The organism is Streptomyces sp. NPDC031479, from assembly GCF_055581065.1.
Map to the genome: position 1 here is coordinate 138,310 of NZ_JBVIKC010000010.1, position 15,032 is coordinate 153,341.

The 15,032-nt window shown below is 76.0% G+C and carries 11 protein-coding genes; 5 read left to right on the forward strand and 6 right to left on the reverse strand.

Annotation, left to right across the window (positions count from 1 at the left end; all coding sequences use genetic code 11):
* The first annotated feature begins 49 nt into the window (after positions 1 to 49).
* Entirely contained in the window at positions 50 to 2,449 is a 2,400-nt protein-coding gene (locus tag ACZ5D2_RS14315) for a hypothetical protein (RefSeq protein WP_468929228.1), read from the forward strand.
* Here ACZ5D2_RS14315 and ACZ5D2_RS14320 read toward each other — a convergent pair.
* The 5 genes from ACZ5D2_RS14320 to ACZ5D2_RS14340 form a co-directional block, all read right to left on the reverse strand.
* The gene (locus ACZ5D2_RS14320) at positions 2,400 to 4,850 is read right to left on the reverse strand and encodes a right-handed parallel beta-helix repeat-containing protein (protein WP_371680047.1); all 2,451 of its coding nucleotides are present in this window, start codon (positions 4,848 to 4,850) and stop codon (positions 2,400 to 2,402) included. The two genes, ACZ5D2_RS14315 and ACZ5D2_RS14320, sit on opposite strands and share 50 nt — an antisense overlap.
* Before the next feature lie 135 nt (positions 4,851 to 4,985).
* Positions 4,986 to 5,597, reverse strand: a complete 612-nt coding sequence (locus ACZ5D2_RS14325; protein ID WP_371680048.1) for an Rv1733c family protein — start codon at positions 5,595 to 5,597, stop codon at positions 4,986 to 4,988.
* Positions 5,598 to 5,883: 286 nt separating this feature from the next.
* Positions 5,884 to 6,711 carry an MOSC domain-containing protein gene (locus ACZ5D2_RS14330; RefSeq protein ID WP_371680049.1) on the reverse strand — a complete coding sequence of 276 codons (828 nt, stop codon included), beginning with the start codon at positions 6,709 to 6,711 and terminating at the stop codon, positions 5,884 to 5,886.
* 73 nt (positions 6,712 to 6,784) lie between these two features.
* Positions 6,785 to 7,318 (reverse strand): DUF6643 family protein, encoded by a 534-nt coding sequence (locus ACZ5D2_RS14335; RefSeq protein WP_266837093.1) that lies wholly within the window; start codon positions 7,316 to 7,318, stop codon positions 6,785 to 6,787.
* A gap of 271 nt (positions 7,319 to 7,589) precedes the next feature.
* On the reverse strand, positions 7,590 to 8,843 hold the full coding sequence (locus ACZ5D2_RS14340; RefSeq protein WP_468929233.1) for a glycosyltransferase: 1,254 nt from the start codon (positions 8,841 to 8,843) through the stop codon (positions 7,590 to 7,592).
* A 325-nt stretch (positions 8,844 to 9,168) separates the two neighbouring features.
* Between ACZ5D2_RS14340 and ACZ5D2_RS14345 the strand changes: the two genes are divergently transcribed.
* A complete protein-coding gene (locus ACZ5D2_RS14345) occupies positions 9,169 to 9,969 on the forward strand; it encodes a glutamate racemase (protein ID WP_371680051.1) in 801 nt (266 codons plus the stop codon).
* Positions 9,970 to 10,032: 63 nt separating this feature from the next.
* On the forward strand, positions 10,033 to 11,355 hold the full coding sequence (locus tag ACZ5D2_RS14350; protein WP_468929236.1) for a hypothetical protein: 1,323 nt from the start codon (positions 10,033 to 10,035) through the stop codon (positions 11,353 to 11,355).
* A gap of 206 nt (positions 11,356 to 11,561) precedes the next feature.
* On the opposite strand, the gene ACZ5D2_RS14355 is transcribed toward ACZ5D2_RS14350, so the two are convergent.
* Positions 11,562 to 12,617, reverse strand: coding sequence for an ADP-ribosylglycohydrolase family protein (locus tag ACZ5D2_RS14355; RefSeq protein ID WP_468929239.1), 1,056 nt, complete (start codon positions 12,615 to 12,617; stop codon positions 11,562 to 11,564).
* A 110-nt stretch (positions 12,618 to 12,727) separates the two neighbouring features.
* On the opposite strand from ACZ5D2_RS14355, the gene ACZ5D2_RS14360 reads away from it, so the two are divergent.
* Entirely contained in the window at positions 12,728 to 13,243 is a 516-nt protein-coding gene (locus tag ACZ5D2_RS14360) for a hypothetical protein (RefSeq protein WP_371680054.1), read from the forward strand.
* 116 nt (positions 13,244 to 13,359) lie between these two features.
* Complete coding sequence (lnt, locus tag ACZ5D2_RS14365; RefSeq protein ID WP_371680055.1) at positions 13,360 to 15,009, forward strand: apolipoprotein N-acyltransferase; 1,650 nt, start codon at positions 13,360 to 13,362, stop codon at positions 15,007 to 15,009.
* Positions 15,010 to 15,032 lie beyond the last annotated feature (23 nt).

The window sequence follows — 15,032 nt, forward strand, 5'->3', positions numbered from 1 at the left end:
GCTGAAGGGGCCGCCCCGCGCGCACCAGCCCCTCACCTGCGGAGGCCCCATGCCGGACCCCGTCGCCGCCTCCCAACCGCCGCCCCCGGGCCCGCCGCCCGCGCTCGAACTGCTCGTCCACGGCGTGGGCGGAGCCTCCCCCGCGGAGCTGCTCCGGGACCCGTACCCCGTCCGGATCACCGGCGACTCGACCGCCGCCGTGTTCCGCCGCCCCGAGGACGCCGACGCCGAGGACCGTCCCGGACGCCACGGCGGCCGCCCCGTGCCCGAGGCCTACTGCTGGTCCCGCCTCACCTCCGGCAACGGAGCCCGGGCCCTGTGGCTGCTGCTCCTGCCGTTCATGGTCGCCAACCTCGCCCACTGGGCCCGGCCCGCCGCCGCCCCCGGCAAGGCGGCCGCGCGGGCCGTGCGCACGTACGGACTCCTCGTACGGGTCCTCGCCCTCAGCCTCACCGTCCTCCTCGTCGCGGCGGCCTGCGAGGTCGCGCTGGACCTCCTCGCCTGGCAGTGCGCGGGCAACACCGCCTGCTCCGGCTCCCGTTCCCCGCTCGGCGTCCTGCGGCCCGGCACCTGGTGGGGTCAGCCCGGACGCCGCCTCGCGGTCGGCGCCCTGGTCCCGGCCGCCCTGACCGGCCTGCTCTGGTACCTCTCGACCCGCACCTGGAGCGCCTACGAGTCCCAGCCGCCGCCCGCCGGCTCCGCCACCCCGGGCGCCCCCGCACCGGGGGAGGAGGAGGCGCCGCTGGGGCAGCCCGGGTTCTGGTACGGGCGGCGGATCGTGGCACGGCTGCGCGCCGCGCACACCGCCGCCGGACTCCTCACCGTGGCGGTGGCGGTCGCCGCCCCCGCCGTCCGCCACGACCGGGCCGCCACCGCCACGGCCCCCGCGCTCCAGGCCGCCGGGTGGGCCGTCCAGGCGCTGCTCGCCACCGGCGGCGCCATCGTCCTGTGGGTCGTCTGCCGGCGCGGCCGCACCGAGGCCCGGCCCGACCACCGGCTCGACCGGGCCGCGATCACCCTGCTGCCCGGCGGCGCCCTCGCCCTGCTCGCCACGGTCCTCCTCTACGCGGGCTGGTCCCGCCCCGGCTGGGTCTCGGCCGGGCGTCTCCCGGGGGACTTCGCGTTCGGGGTGCTCATGCTCGGCCAGGGCTGCTGCGCGCTGGCCCTCGCCTTCGTCGCCCACCGCCTGCACCGCGGCACCCCCCAGCCCGGCGCCGCCCTGCGGGGCCTCGGCGGCCCCGCCGTCGCCGTACTCGGCTGCGCCCTCGGCGGGGTCATGTCCGGCGGGGTCGCCCAGCGCGTCGCCGACTGGCTCGACGGGGGCGCCACACCGGGCGCGCCCGGGGCCGCGCTGCCCGGACCGCCCGTCCTGCTGTCCTGGCAGGCCGCCGTGCTGCCGCCGCTGCTGATCGCCCTGCTGCTGCCGGCCGCCTGGGCCGTCGCCCGCGCCGCCCTGCACCGGCGCCGGACGGCTGCGGGCCTCGCCGCCGAGTACCCGGGAGAGCCCGCCGACCCCGACCGCAGCCGCCGGATCGCCGGGGCGCGGGCGGCCGCCGCGCTCACCGACTCCGCGCCGTGGTTCGTGGGGGCCGTCGCCTGGATCACCCTGCTGCTGGGCACCGGCGCCCTCGCCGGAGCATGGATCAGCGGACGGGTCCCGGCCGAGGCCGCCCGGGGAGCCCACCCGCTGCTGGCCGGTGCCGCCCGCGCCGCCCAGGACACCGGGTCCTGGCTGATAGGGCTCGGCGTCGCCGCCTTCGTCGCGTGGGGCCGGCGCGCCTACCGCGACCCCGCCGCCCGCCGGACCGTCGGGATCCTCTGGGACGTCGGCACCTTCTGGCCGCGCGCCGCCCACCCCTTCGCCCCGCCCTGCTACGCCGAGCGGGCCGTCCCCGACCTGACCTGGCGGATGACCGGCTGGACCGCCCGTACCGGGGGCCGCCTCGTCATCTCCGGACACTCCCAGGGCAGCGTGCTCGCGGCGGCCGCCGTCTGGCAACTGCCGCCCGAAGTGCGCGGCCGCGTCGGGCTGCTGACCTACGGCTCACCGCTGGCCCGGCTCTACGGCCGCTGGTTCCCCGACTTCTTCGGCCCCGGCCGGCTGGCCGCCCTCCACCGCGACCTCGACTGCTGGCGCAACCTGTGGCGGGCCACCGACCCCATAGGAGGGCCCGTCGAGACCGGCGCCGCCGTCGGCGAACCCGTCGACCGGGGCCCCCTGCGCGACCCGCTCGCCTACGGGCGCAGCCCCCGGTACCCGCTGCCCGCGCCGATCCTCGGCCACGGCGACTACCAGGCCGATCCGGCCTTCACCGCCGAACGCGACGCACTCCTCGCGCGACTGGACGCCGCCGCGCGTGCCGACGTACACGACACCCGGGAGGTTCCCGGCCCGCGGATCAGCACGGTGCGGACAGAGCCGGCAGATCCGCCGGGAAGAGCAGGGTGAGCTCGTCCGTACTCGGCTCGGCCAGCTGCGCCACCCGCCCCGCGTGCCGTTCCACCATGGACTCGAAGGTCTGGCGCGCGGTGCGGCCGTTGCCGAACGCCGGACCCTTGGGCAGCTCCGTGAAGTACGTCAGCAGCGCCTCGCCCGTGCCCTCGCCCAGCCGGTACTCGTGCTCCTCCGCCTGCTGCTCCACGATCCGCAGCAGCTCCCGGGGCCCGTAGTCGCCGAAGGTGATGGTGCGGGAGAAACGCGACGCCACCCCCGGGTTGACGGTCAGGAAGCGCTCCATCTCCTCCGTGTACCCGGCGACGATCACGACCACGGCGTCCCGGTGGTCCTCCATCAGCTTCACCAGCGTGTCGATCGCCTCGCGCCCGAAGTCCCGCCCGGAGTCCTCCGGCGCGAGCGCGTACGCCTCGTCGATGAACAGCACCCCGCCGCGCGCCCGCTCGAAGGCCTCCTGCGTACGGATCGCGGTCGAGCCGATGTGCTCACCGACCAGGTCCACCCGGGACACCTCCACCAGGTGGCCGCGCTCCAGCACCCCGAGGGAGGCCAGGACCTCCCCGTACAGCCGGGCCACCGTCGTCTTGCCGGTGCCGGGGGAGCCCGTGAAGACCAGGTGCCTGCGCACCGAGGCCGCCTTCAGGCCCGCCCGCTGCCGTCGCCGCCCGACCTCGATCATGTCGGTGAGGGCCCGGACCTCGCGTTTCACGCTCTCCAGCCCGACCAGCGCGTCCAGCTGACCCAGCACCTCGCCCGAACCGCGGCCCGCTCCCGCGGCGGCCGCCGCGGGAGGCGCCGGGTCCGGGGGCCGCTGCCCGGGCACCTCGGCGGGCACTGCCGCCCGGTCCTGCACGGCCGACGCCGTTCGGATCCCCGGCTGCGCCCCGGCGAGCGTGTCGCCCGAGGCCGCCCGCGCGCCGAGCCGTGCCCCCAACTCGTCGCCGGTGCACCCCTCGGCGAGCGGGCCGTCCTCCGCGAACTCGTACCCGCCGCGTGCGCAGCGCTCGGTGTGGCAGCGGGTCAGAGTGGTCCGGCAGCCGTCGATGACGTGGAAGCCGAAACCGGAACTGCCGCTCACCCGGCAGGCCGTGAACGTGCCGCGGCCGCCCGCCGACACGTAGAAACCGGCCTCGGCGGCCGAACCGACGGTGCACCGCTCCACCACCGGGTCGGCGCCCTTGGTCACGATCACGCCGGACTGCACGTTCTCGATGGTGCAGTTGGCGAGGGTGCCGCCGCTGCCGTGGTCACGGAACCACGCCCCGGTGCCGGCCTCCCGGATGCGGCAGTCGTCGAGCTGCGCGTCGGCGCCGTCGCTGACGGAGACGGCCGTGTTGCGGACCTGCCAGAGGTCGCTGTCGACGACGTCCACGCGCGAACCCCGGTCCAGTACGAACAGGGCGTCCGGCACGTCGTGCACCCGGCAGGAGTCCAGGGAGACCGTGGCCCCGTCGCTGATCCACACCGCCGGGTAGTCACCCGTGCTGTCGTGGATCTCGCAGGACTCGGCATCGACCCGGGTACCGGGATCCCACACCGACAGGCCGTTGCGCCCGAACCGGCGGACCGTGCTGCGGCTGAGGGTCAGCACCGAACGGGACCGCAGGTCGACCGCGTTCTCCGGGATGTCGTGGATGTCGCAGCCGGCGAGGGTGAGCACGGCGTCGGTGTCGAGGGTGACCCCGTCGGCGGAGGTGCGGTGCACCGCGCAGTCCGTGAGGCGGGCCGCGGCGCGCGCCGCGATCTGCACCCCGGTGCCCTTGATCTCGTACACCTCGCAGCCCAGCGCCTCCAGGCCCGAGCCCTCCCCGGTCACGGCGATGCCCGCGCCCGTGGCGTGGTGGACGCGGCAGCGCTCCAGCCGCGGGTGCCCGCCGCGCACCGAGACGCCGGCCTGCCCGGCGGCCACCACCTCGCACTCCTCGAACACCCCGCCGCCGCCGTCCAGGACGGAGATGCCGACCCCGGCCGGATTCTCCACCGTGCACCGGCGCACCAGCGGCCGGGCCCCGCCGCGCACCTCGATGCCGGCCGAGGAGCGGGTGTGCACGCGCAGGTCGATCAGCTCCGGACAGCCGTCCTCGACCAGCAGCGCGGGCGCCGCCCGGTCCGCACCCTCCAGGTGGAGGTCCTGGACCACCGCCGATGCGCGCACCGTCAGCGCGACCCCGTCGAGCGGGGCGATCCGCACCGAGCCGGCCACGGCGCCCTCGGGCCCGCGCAGGGTGACGGCATGACGCAGGACCAGGTTCTCCCGGTAGGTGCCGGGGGCGATGGACAGGACGTCGCCGTCGCCCGCGGCGGCGAGCGCGGCGCTCAGCGTCGGATACTCACCGGAGCGCCGCCGCCACCGCGAGGCCCCGCCGTGCGTCACCTGGACCGTGCCCTGAGCCATCGCGCTGCCGTGCCCCCACCCTCGTACTCGTGTTGCAGAAGTTCCCGGAGCGGCCGGAGCCGTCCCCTGCGGCCGAAGCGGCCGGACCGGACTCCGGCTCCACGGTAGCGCGCGCGGGGCCGGTGAGTTGCCAGGTCAGCTGCCCGCGCCCGCCCGGCCCCAGTCGGGTCCGGCCGCGGCCCACGCTCGGTCCAGACGGGTGTACCGCCGATGCATGAGCCGGCGTACGACCAGCCGCCGGAGCGTCTCCGCCAGCGCGGCCGCCGTCAGCGCCGCGGCCAGCCCGGCCACGCCCGCGTGGAAGGAGGCGGCGGACGGGTCGAGGGGCTGCCCCACCAGCCGCCCCCGGATGTCGGTCCATATCCGGAACCGGTCGCCGGGAAGGGGCGGTTCCTCCGCCGCCGGGACCGTGCCCTCGTGGCTGCTGCCGTCGGGCGCGGTCCAGGAAGCCACGATCCGCGTCCGCTCCGGGGCCTGACGCCCCGCGCCCGGATCGGTGGCCGAGCCGGCGACCGGATCCGGCGTCGGCCGGACCACCACCGCCGGGACCAGGTACCGCTCGTGCCGCTGTTCGCGCGCGGCCCGCTGCAGCGTGCCGTCCACCTTCAGGCCCGCCGCGCAGCCGAGGGCCGGAGCCACCAGCAGTACGCACACGAGCGCGGCGAAGGCCACCCACGCCTCGAAGAGATCGGTCGGCCTGCGCAGCGGATTGCGCCGCCAACGCCACACACCCATTGCTGTCCGCACGGTCCCGGCTCCCCCTACTTGCGCCAGCCATCCGTCTGTCTGCGCGTCCCAGCCTTCCGCATGCCCGGCGGACGCGCATTCCGGGACGCGCGGGACCCGTGCCACCCGATCCGGTACGGACGGTCGCGGTGGGTGTTCACACGTCCTGTCTGTTCCAACGGCCCCGCCCCGCCCGTTGGTTCCATCGGGCACCCGGAGCCCCTCGAAGGTGTCATTCCACCCGCCGTGGTCAGCGGCGAGCGGGGCTCTGCCGGGTCCTGTGGGGCCGTGCGGGGCCACCGTGGGATCACTCCAGCACGCGCACCTCGTCGCCCACCCGCACCGTACCCAGGACCACCGGCACCAGCTGCCTCCCGAAGGCGAGGGACTTCCCGATCCGCCGGTGCACGGCCAGCGTCTTCAGCGGCTCCCGGCCGCGCTCCGCCGTCTCCTGGTCGGTGGTGGTGATGATGCAGCGCCCGCACTCGCGCACGCCGCGGAAGACGGCGTCACCGATCGCGATCCGCCGCCAGCCGTCCTCGGCCCACGGCTCAGCCGGGCCGCCGACCACCAGGTTCGGGCGGAACCGGTTCATGGGCAGGGGTCCCTCGTGGGCGTCGTCGCCCCCTGCGATCAGCTCGTTGAGGGCGTCGAGCGAGGCGGCCGTGGTCAGCAGCAGCGGATAGGCGTCGGCCAGGCTGACGGTCTCGCCGGGGAGCGCGTAGTCGGGGTCCACGGGACGGCGCACGGCCGGATCGTCGAGGTGGACCAGCCGCACGGGCTGCCCGAGGTAGGCGCTGAACCAGTCGGCGGCGGTGCTCGCCGCGACGACGGTGTCGATCTTCTTGCCGAACAGGACGACGGGCTCCAGCGGGCCCGGCTCCGGCACGTCCACCACCAGCTCCGCCATCCCGGGCCCGGACAGCGCGACCCGCCCGTCCGGCAGCGGACGGGCGGAGGCCAAGGCCAGTCGCGCCTGCTGGCGTTGGGTGATGACCGCGCCCGCCGTGTCGACCACCGCCCAGCGGCGGTCCCCGGACAAGCCCCAGGGCTCCACGGTCACCTCGTCGGGAGCAGTCCCCGCTACCGACTTGACGGGATGGACATGGAGCGACTGGACGTACAGATTCGACATGAGTGCATTTTGCCAGCCTTCCGTGCCGGAGCCCCAGCCCGTTTTCCGCGGGGCCCGGCGGCGGGGTGCCGGGTCAGTAGCCGCGCCCCTGGAACTGGCGGCCGTACGGATCCTCGTAGGAGGGGACCTGCGCGGGGGCCGCCACCGGACGGGGCGCCGCCGGGCGCATGGCCTCGTAGCCGGTGCCCATGGCGGCCGGGCGCGGCTGCTGCTGCGGCTGGGGCTGCTGGACGTACCCCGCGCGGGCCGCCATCGGCTGCTGCTGCGGGATGTACGGCGCGGGCGCGTTCTGGAGCGGCACCGGCATCGCCATCGGCATCTGCTGCTGGGGTGCGGCCTGCTGCTGGTACTGGTACCCGTACCCCGGGGACCCCTGCTGCTGCGGCGCGGACGGCGCGGACGGCAGGGCGGGAAGGGCGGACGGGAGGGCCGGCAGGTACCCACCGCTCGAATAGCCGGCACTGGGCGACTCGTAGGCGGCCGGAACGCGGATGGGGGCGATCTGCGGAGTGCCGCGTTCGGCTACGAGGGAGTCGTAGATGGGGGTGTCTTTGAAGGAGGGCGCGGAGTAGTAACCGCCGCCATAAGTGGAGCGGGGGGAGGTCATGGGACCTAAGTTAAGCCCACGACTTCACCGGGTCCATAGCGAGGTGTCGTCAACACCGCCCTGACCTGCATATTCCCAGGTCAGCGCCTCGGCTTTCACTTGAAGTTCACCTGCACGATTCGTCACTTGCACCCCGGCTTGTTCCTACTCGTACTCACCGGTTGGGTGTTGCACCTATCTGGTGCTGACGCACGGTCACAATGCGATGACCTCGGATGACGTTCCCTCAGCCGGCGCGCGGACCGGGTCCGCGTGCCGGAAGCCGGACGATTCAGGCATCACCGGGCCGGGCGTAGGTGCGCCCCTTCCACGCGGCCCCGCGCCCCCGGTAGTGCAGGACCGCCGAGTCGACGGTCATCAGCAGGTACAGCAGCGCGGTAAGCGGAAGCAGCGGGGCGAGCAGCGGCGACTGGCGGTAGTGGCGCAGCATCGGCAGGTAGGTGCCGGCCATCAGCAGCCAGGCCAGGCCCCCGGCCCAGGCCACGGCGGGCCGCCCGGCGGCGAGCCCCGCGCCGAGGGCGGCCGGGGGCACCAGGTAGACGAGGACCAGCCCGGCCACCGTCCCGGCCAGCAGCAGGGGCCGGTGGCGCAGTTGGGCGTACGCGCTGCGCGACACCATCCGCCACAGGTCGCCGAGGCCGGAGTACGGGCGCACGCTGTCCACCCGCTCCGCCAGCCCGAGCCAGATCCGGCCGCCGGCGCGGCGGACCGCGCCGGCGAGGGCGACGTCGTCGATGACGGCCTGATGGATCGAGTCGGGGATCCGGGCCCGGACGGCCGCCTCCGTGCGCAGCAGCACGCAGCCGCCAGCGGCCGCGGAGGTCCGGGCGCCGGGCCGGTTGATCCGGCGGAAGGGGTACAGCTGGGCGAAGAAGTACACGAACGCCGGCACGACGAGCCGCTCCCACACGTTCACCACGCGCAGGCGGGCCATCTGCGAGACGAGGTCGAGGTCGGCGGAGGTCGCGGCGGCGACCAGTTCGCGGAGGCTGTCGGGCTCGTGGGCGATGTCGGCGTCGGTGAGGAGCAGGAACTCCGGCCCGGGGCGGTGCGGGCCGTCTTCGCCGCCGCCTCCCGGGCCGCCCTGCGCGTGCCCGGTTCCGTGCCCGTGCCCGTTGACGTGTGCGCGGGTGTGCTCGGTGCGGACGTGGGCGATGCCGTGGCGCACGGCCCACAGCTTGCCCGTCCACCCGGGCGGGGGATCCCCCGGCGAGACCACGGTGAGGGGCAGGCCCGGCTGCCCGTCGGCCAGACGGGCGGCGAGGGCGGCGGTGCCGTCGCCGCTGCCGTCGTCGACGAGGACGATCCGGGCCTCGCCGGGATAGTCCTGGGCGAGGAGGGACGGAAGGCTGAAGGGGAGCACCTCGGCCTCGTCACGCGCGGGGACGATGATCGCGACGGAGGGCCAGCGGGCGGGGGCGGAGCGCGGGGGGAGACGGACGTCGGTGCGCCAGAACATGCCCTGGGCGAAGGTGAGCCAGAGCCAGGCGGCGAGGGAGGCGTACGCGGCGATGAGGAGGCCCATGTCCGCAGTGTGCCGAACCCCGCGGACCCTGTCGCGCACCCCGCCGGTACGGCGCTCCCCCGCGCGGCGGGGGGCGGCGGGAGCAGGGTCCGCCCGGGGCGCCGTCCAGGCCCCGTCCGCTTCGGGTGCCCTGGGTGGGGGGTGCGCTCGTCCACCTCGCCGGGGGCGTCCGGAGGGGGCCCGCCGCGGGCCGCGGCGGCGGGCCTTCGGCCGTGCGCGCCGTCCGGCTCCCGGCCGTCCCGGTGACCCCCGGGGCGTCGGGGCATCCCGTCCGCCTGAGGGTGTGCGGCCCGGACGGGGGCGCGGCGTCGATTAAGGTGACCAGGTGAAGATCGCCCTCATGGACTCCGGAATCGGCCTCCTCGCTGCGGCCGCCGTCACGCGTCGGCTGCGGCCCGACGCCGATCTGCTGCTGTCCTCGGATCCCGACGGGATGCCCTGGGGGCCGCGCACGCCCGCCGACCTGACCGAGCGCGCCCGCGGCGTCGCCCGGGCCGCCGCGGCCCTGGGTCCGGACGCGCTGATCGTCGCCTGCAACACCGCCTCCGTGCACTCCCTGGACACCCTGCGGGCCGACCTGGAGCCCGGCATCCCCGTCATCGGAACCGTGCCGGCGATCAAGCCCGCCGCCGTGGCCGGCGGGCGCGTGGCGATCTGGGCCACTCCCGCCACCACCGGCAGCCCGTACCAGCGCGGCCTGATCCGTGATTTCGCCGCCGGGGCCCGGGTCACCGAGGTGCCCTGCCCCGGACTCGCCGACGCCGTCGAGGCCGCGGACGAGGCCGCCATCGTCCGGACGGTCGCGGCCGCCGCGGCACTCACCCCGGTCGACGTCACCGACGTGGTCCTCGGCTGCACCCACTACGAGCTGGTCGAGGAAACCATCCGGGCCGCCCTCGCCGCGCGCACCGGCGGCGCCGAGCTGATCTACCACGGTTCCGCCGGGGCGGTCGCCGTCCAGGCCCTGCGCCGCATCGGCGCCGAGCCCGCACCCGGTCTGCCCCCCACCGGCCGGCTGACCGTCCTGCACAGCGGGAGGACGTCCGTGCTGTCGGCGGCGGCACTGAGCTACGCCGAGGGCCGGCTGCTCGCCGGGCGGGAACACGGCGCACCCGTCGCGGGCTGACCCCGCGACGGCCGGGCGGGAATCCCCGTTCCGCGGTGGCCCTGGCGCTCCCATACTGGGCCGGTGACCGCCTACGCCAAGCACCTGCCCACCGGGGCGACGCCGGCAAGTGACATCGGTACCTGGGGAGTCGAGGCGGCCGAGCGCTGGCGCGCGGCACGCGCCCCGGCCGTCTTCGCCCCCGGCGCCGGAAGCCGGATCCTCGGCCTCCTCGTCGTCCTCGCGCTCACCCTGATCCTCTGGAACGACGCACCCGGCCCACCGGCCGGGACGGCATGGCGGGCCTATCCCGACGCGGTGCTGCTCGCGGCGCTGCCGCTCTGGTACCGGTACCTGCCGGGGGCGACCGTCGTGTCCGCGACGCTGCTCGCGGTGGAGTCGGCCGTCACCCTTCCCGCACGCCCCGCCACCGACACCGCGGGCCGGACCGGGCTGTTCCTCGTCTGCCTGCTGTCGCTGTGGGCGCTGACCGGGGCGGCGCTGCGGCTGCGGGCCCGCCGCAGGCAGACCCTGCTCGCCCGCGCCGCGGCCGGCCCGGACCGTTTCCCGGTCCCCGTCCGGCTGCCGACCGGGCACGACCGGCGCGGCAACGGGCGCCTCCTGGGCGGTGCCTTCCTCTGCCTCGTCGGCGCGGGCATCCTCCTCGACGGGATCCTCGGCGACTTCGGCGCGCACGGCGGCCCCCACCCGTACGACGCCGTCGGCCAGCAGTGCTTCGCCCTGCCCCTGCTGGTCCTCGGGAGCACCCTGCTGGGCGCGGGCTGGAGCGCCGACCTGGCCGCGCGGCGCCTGCACCACGCACCGCAGCCCGTGCTGCTGGTCGGCGTACGGGCCGCCCCGTCGGGGCACTTCTGGCTCTACCCGGACGCCGACACGATCGCCGGGCGGCCGCTGATCCCGTACCGGCCGCGCCGCGAGGACACGCTCGGCTCCGTACGGCTGCTCGCGCGCGGGGCGCAGATATCCCTCCCGCGCGGACTGCACGACATAGACGCCCGCGCCGAGCCCTTCGAGGCCGTCCTGTACGGGGCCCCGTACGACGGCGCCGAGGTGGTCCTGGAGTACGCGGTCCACGGCGGAGCCGGCATCTCCGCATCCGTCACGGCGGCCGCCCTGCTGCCGCGCCGACGGCACGGGCTCGACCGGTGGATCCCGGCCGGCGTCTCCTACGAGAAGACCCTGGAACGGCGTCGGGAACGGGAGCGGGAGCGGTTCCGTACGGTCGACCCGCCCACGTGGCGCAAGCGGACCACCCGGGGCACGGCGGCCACCACCGGCGCGGGCGCCGCGGCCACCGGCGGCTGCGGAGGCGACGGCGGGGGCTGCGGGGGGAGCGGGTGCGGGGGCGGCTGCGGCGGGGGCTGCGGAGGGTGCGGCTGCGGCTGACCCCGACACGCGGCGAGCGGGGACGGACGGCCGGATCCGGCACCCCGTCAGGCCACCCCGGTCCGGTCCCGGGTCCCGGTCCGGCCACCGCCCTGGCGGTCCTGGGCCGGTCACCGCTCCGGTCCGGTCACGGCCGCGGTCCGGTCACGGCCCAGTCACCACGTCGGCCCAGTCACCACCTCGGCCCAGTCACCATCTCGGCCCAGTCACCGCCCCGGTCCGGTCACGGGCCTCCGGTCCCCGGGCCCCGCGTCCGCGAGTCGCCGGGCCAGGGCACGCAGGGCTTCGGCGTCCAGGACACGGTCCGGCACCCGGCCGCTGCCGTGCTGCCCCCGGTCCGGCCCCGCCCCGGGCAGCGGCACGTGGAGGGGGTCCGTCCACTCCCGGGGAACCGCGCGGGCCCCGTAGACCGCCCCGGCCAGCGCCCCGGTCACCGCGGCGACCGTGTCGGTGTCCCCGCCCAGGTCCACGGCGGCCCGTACGGCCGGCGCGAACCCGCTGGTCGTGCGCAGTGCCCACACCGCCGACCCCAGGCAGGGCCACACCGCCCCGTTGAACTCGGTGGCCAGGTCCGGATACCAGCCGGGGCCGAGCACGCGGGCGTACCGCTCGCGGTGCTCCGGGTGCACGGCGTCCAGCACCGCGGGCAGGGCGGCGAGCGGATCGGCCCCGTCCAGGGCCACCCGTACGAGCTCGTGCAGAACGGCGGTGCCCTCCCAGGCGGCCCGGTCGCCGTGGGTGAGGGCCGCGATCCGCCGGGCGGCGTCCATGGTGGCCTCGCGCCCGGCCGCGGCGAACCAGACGGCCGAGGTCGAGGCCCGCATCAGGGAACCGTTGCCCGCCGCCCGCGCGTTGACCCGGAAGTGCCGGGCGGCGGCCAGGTCCCAGGGGTCGCCGCTGCTCAGCACGTCCTCGGTCTGGAGGCCGATGTCCTTGGGTTCCCAGGCCGCCCAGTGCCGGAACCGCGCGAAGACGTCGGCGGGTTCCAGACCGTCGTGTTCGAGGAGCGATTCGCCGACCAGCACCGCCATCTGGGTGTCGTCCGTCGCCTCGCCCGGATCCCAGCCGCCGCCGCCACGCATCTCCTCGCCCCGCGCGCTCAGCGCGCCCGCCGGGCCGAATTCGTACGGAGCGCCGAGCGCGTCGCCCGCCGCCGAACCGAGCACGGCCCCCACGGCCCGGTCCAGCCAGTCCGGCCGCTCCAGCCAGTCCGGCCGTTCCGCCCGCGCGCCCCGTAGCCCCCGCCCTCGGTCCTGATCCATCCCACCACCCCACCACAGGCGCGGTACCGGGCACAGAGGGGACCCCGCCCGCTGCGCCGAGTGGCGCAGGGCCGGTGGTGCTCCGGCGGAACGTGGGTACGCTGCTGGACATGACGGTTCACCCCCCGGGTCCGCTGTGGACGGGACGGGCCTCCAACCGCGTCCAGTGGCTGCTCGCCGCGGCCGGCGCGGCGTGTCTCGCGCTCGGCATCGAGCTCGCCGTCGACAACGCCTGGACCTCCGGCATGGTGCCGCTGCTCATGTCGGTGATCGGCTGCCTCGCGGCCGGGCTGCTGATCCTCTACGGCACCCTCGCGTTCGTGCACGTGGCCGTCACCGTCGACTCCGAACGCCTCGACGTGCGCTGCGGCCACATGGGACTGCCGCGCCGCACGATCCGGCTCTGCGACGTCGTCGCCGCCGAGTTCCTGCCCAGCATCACCCCGCAGCAGTGGGGAGGCTGGGGCTACCGCTGGCGACCGGACAAGGGCACCGCGATCATCGTCCGGCGCGGCGAGGGCGTCGAGCTCGTGCTCGGCGACGGCAAGCTCTTCACGGTCACCGTCGATGACGCCGAGAACGCCGTCCGCGTCATCCGCACGCACCTGCGCGCGCTCGCCCGCTAGGCCGACGGCGACCGCGCCCGTTCCGCCACCCGTCCGCCCTGCCGCACCGCGCCCGGTGTCCGGTGTGCGGTGTCTCCTTACCGGCCCTTGGGACACGGGGACGTACACTCCGCCAGATGAGCAGCAGTGTCACCAGCGCCGCCGGGAGCGGGCCCTCGCAGCCCGCCGGACGAGCCGAAGCGGGTACCGAGACCACGGCCGGAGCCACGGCCGCAGCCGAGGCCGCGGCCGCCGCCGGCCCGGGGAAGCGGAAGGCGGGCTGGCTGCTGCGGGCCGCCCTCGCCGCCGTCGCCGGAGTGCTGCTCTACCTCAGCTTCCCGCCCCGCCCCCTGTGGTGGCTGGCCCCCTTCGCCCTCGCCCTGCTGGCCGGCTGCCTGCGCGGCCGCCGCGCCCGGGCGGGCTTCGGGCTCGGCTTCCTCTTCGGGCTCGGCTACCTGCTGCCGCTGCTCGTGTGGACCGGCGAGGGGGTCGGCCCCGTGCCCTGGCTGGCCCTCGTCACCCTCGAAGCCCTGCTGATCGGCCTGGCCGGCCTCGGCATCGCCCTCGTCGGCAAGCTCCCCGGCTGGCCCCTGTGGGCGGCGGCCGTCTGGGTCGCGGACGAGGCCCTGCGCGCCCGTGCCCCCTTCGGTGGCTTCTCCTGGGGCCGGCTCGCCTTCGGCCAGGCCGAGGGGGTCTTCACCCCGCTCGCCGCCGTCGGCGGCACCCCGCTGCTCTCCTTCGGCGTGGCGCTGTGCGGATTCGGGCTCTACGAGGTGGCCCGCATCGCCCGCCGCCATCCGGGCCGGACCACCGCCGCGCTCGCCGCGGTCGCCGTCGTCGCCCCGATCGGCGCGGCCCTCGCCGCCCGCCCGCTGGTCTCCGACGCCGCCGAGGACGGCACCGCCGTGGCCGCCGTCATCCAGGGCAACGTGCCCCGAGCCGGGTTCGACTTCAACGCCCAGCGCCGCCAGGTCCTGGACAACCACGCGAACCGCACCCTCCAGCTCGCCGAGGACGTCAAGGCGGGCCGGGTCGCCAAGCCCGACTTCGTGGTGTGGCCGGAGAACTCCTCCGACATCGACCCCTTCACACAGCCCGACGCCTACTCCGTGATCGACCGGGCGGTGAAGGCCATCGGCGTGCCCGTCGCGATCGGCTCCGTACTGGCCCCCGAAACCGGCCCGCTGCGCAACACGATGATCCTGTGGGACCCGGTCAAGGGCCCCACCGCCACCTACGACAAGCGCAAGATCCAGCCCTTCGGCGAGCGGATCCCGATGCGCTCCTTCGTCCGGCTCTTCAGCTCCGACGTGGACCGCGTCCGCCGCGACTTCGGCCCCGGCAAGGAGCCCGGGGTCTTCGGCATGGGGGGCAGCGGGATCGGCATGGTCACCTGCTACGAGGCCGCCTTCGACGACGCCGTCCGCTCCACCGTCACGGCCGGCGCCCAGGTCATCGCCGTCCCCAGCAACAACGCCACCTTCGGCCGGACCGAGATGACCTACCAGCAGCTCGCCATGGACCGGATCCGCGCGGTCGAGCACAGCCGCAGCGTCCTCGTCCCCGTCACCAGCGGGGTCAGCGCCGTCATCCGCCCCGACGGCTCGATCGTGTCGCAGACGAAGATGTTCACCGCCGACGCGCTCGTGGCCGAGATCCCGCTGCGTTCCACGCAGACCCCGGCCACCCGGATGGGCCCGCTGCCGGAGTACGCGCTGGTCCTGGTCGCCGCGGCCGGCCTGGGGACGGTCCTCTTCCGCCGCGTTCGCGCCCGCCGGGCCGCATGACGACGGTGACCGGCGAGCGGCCT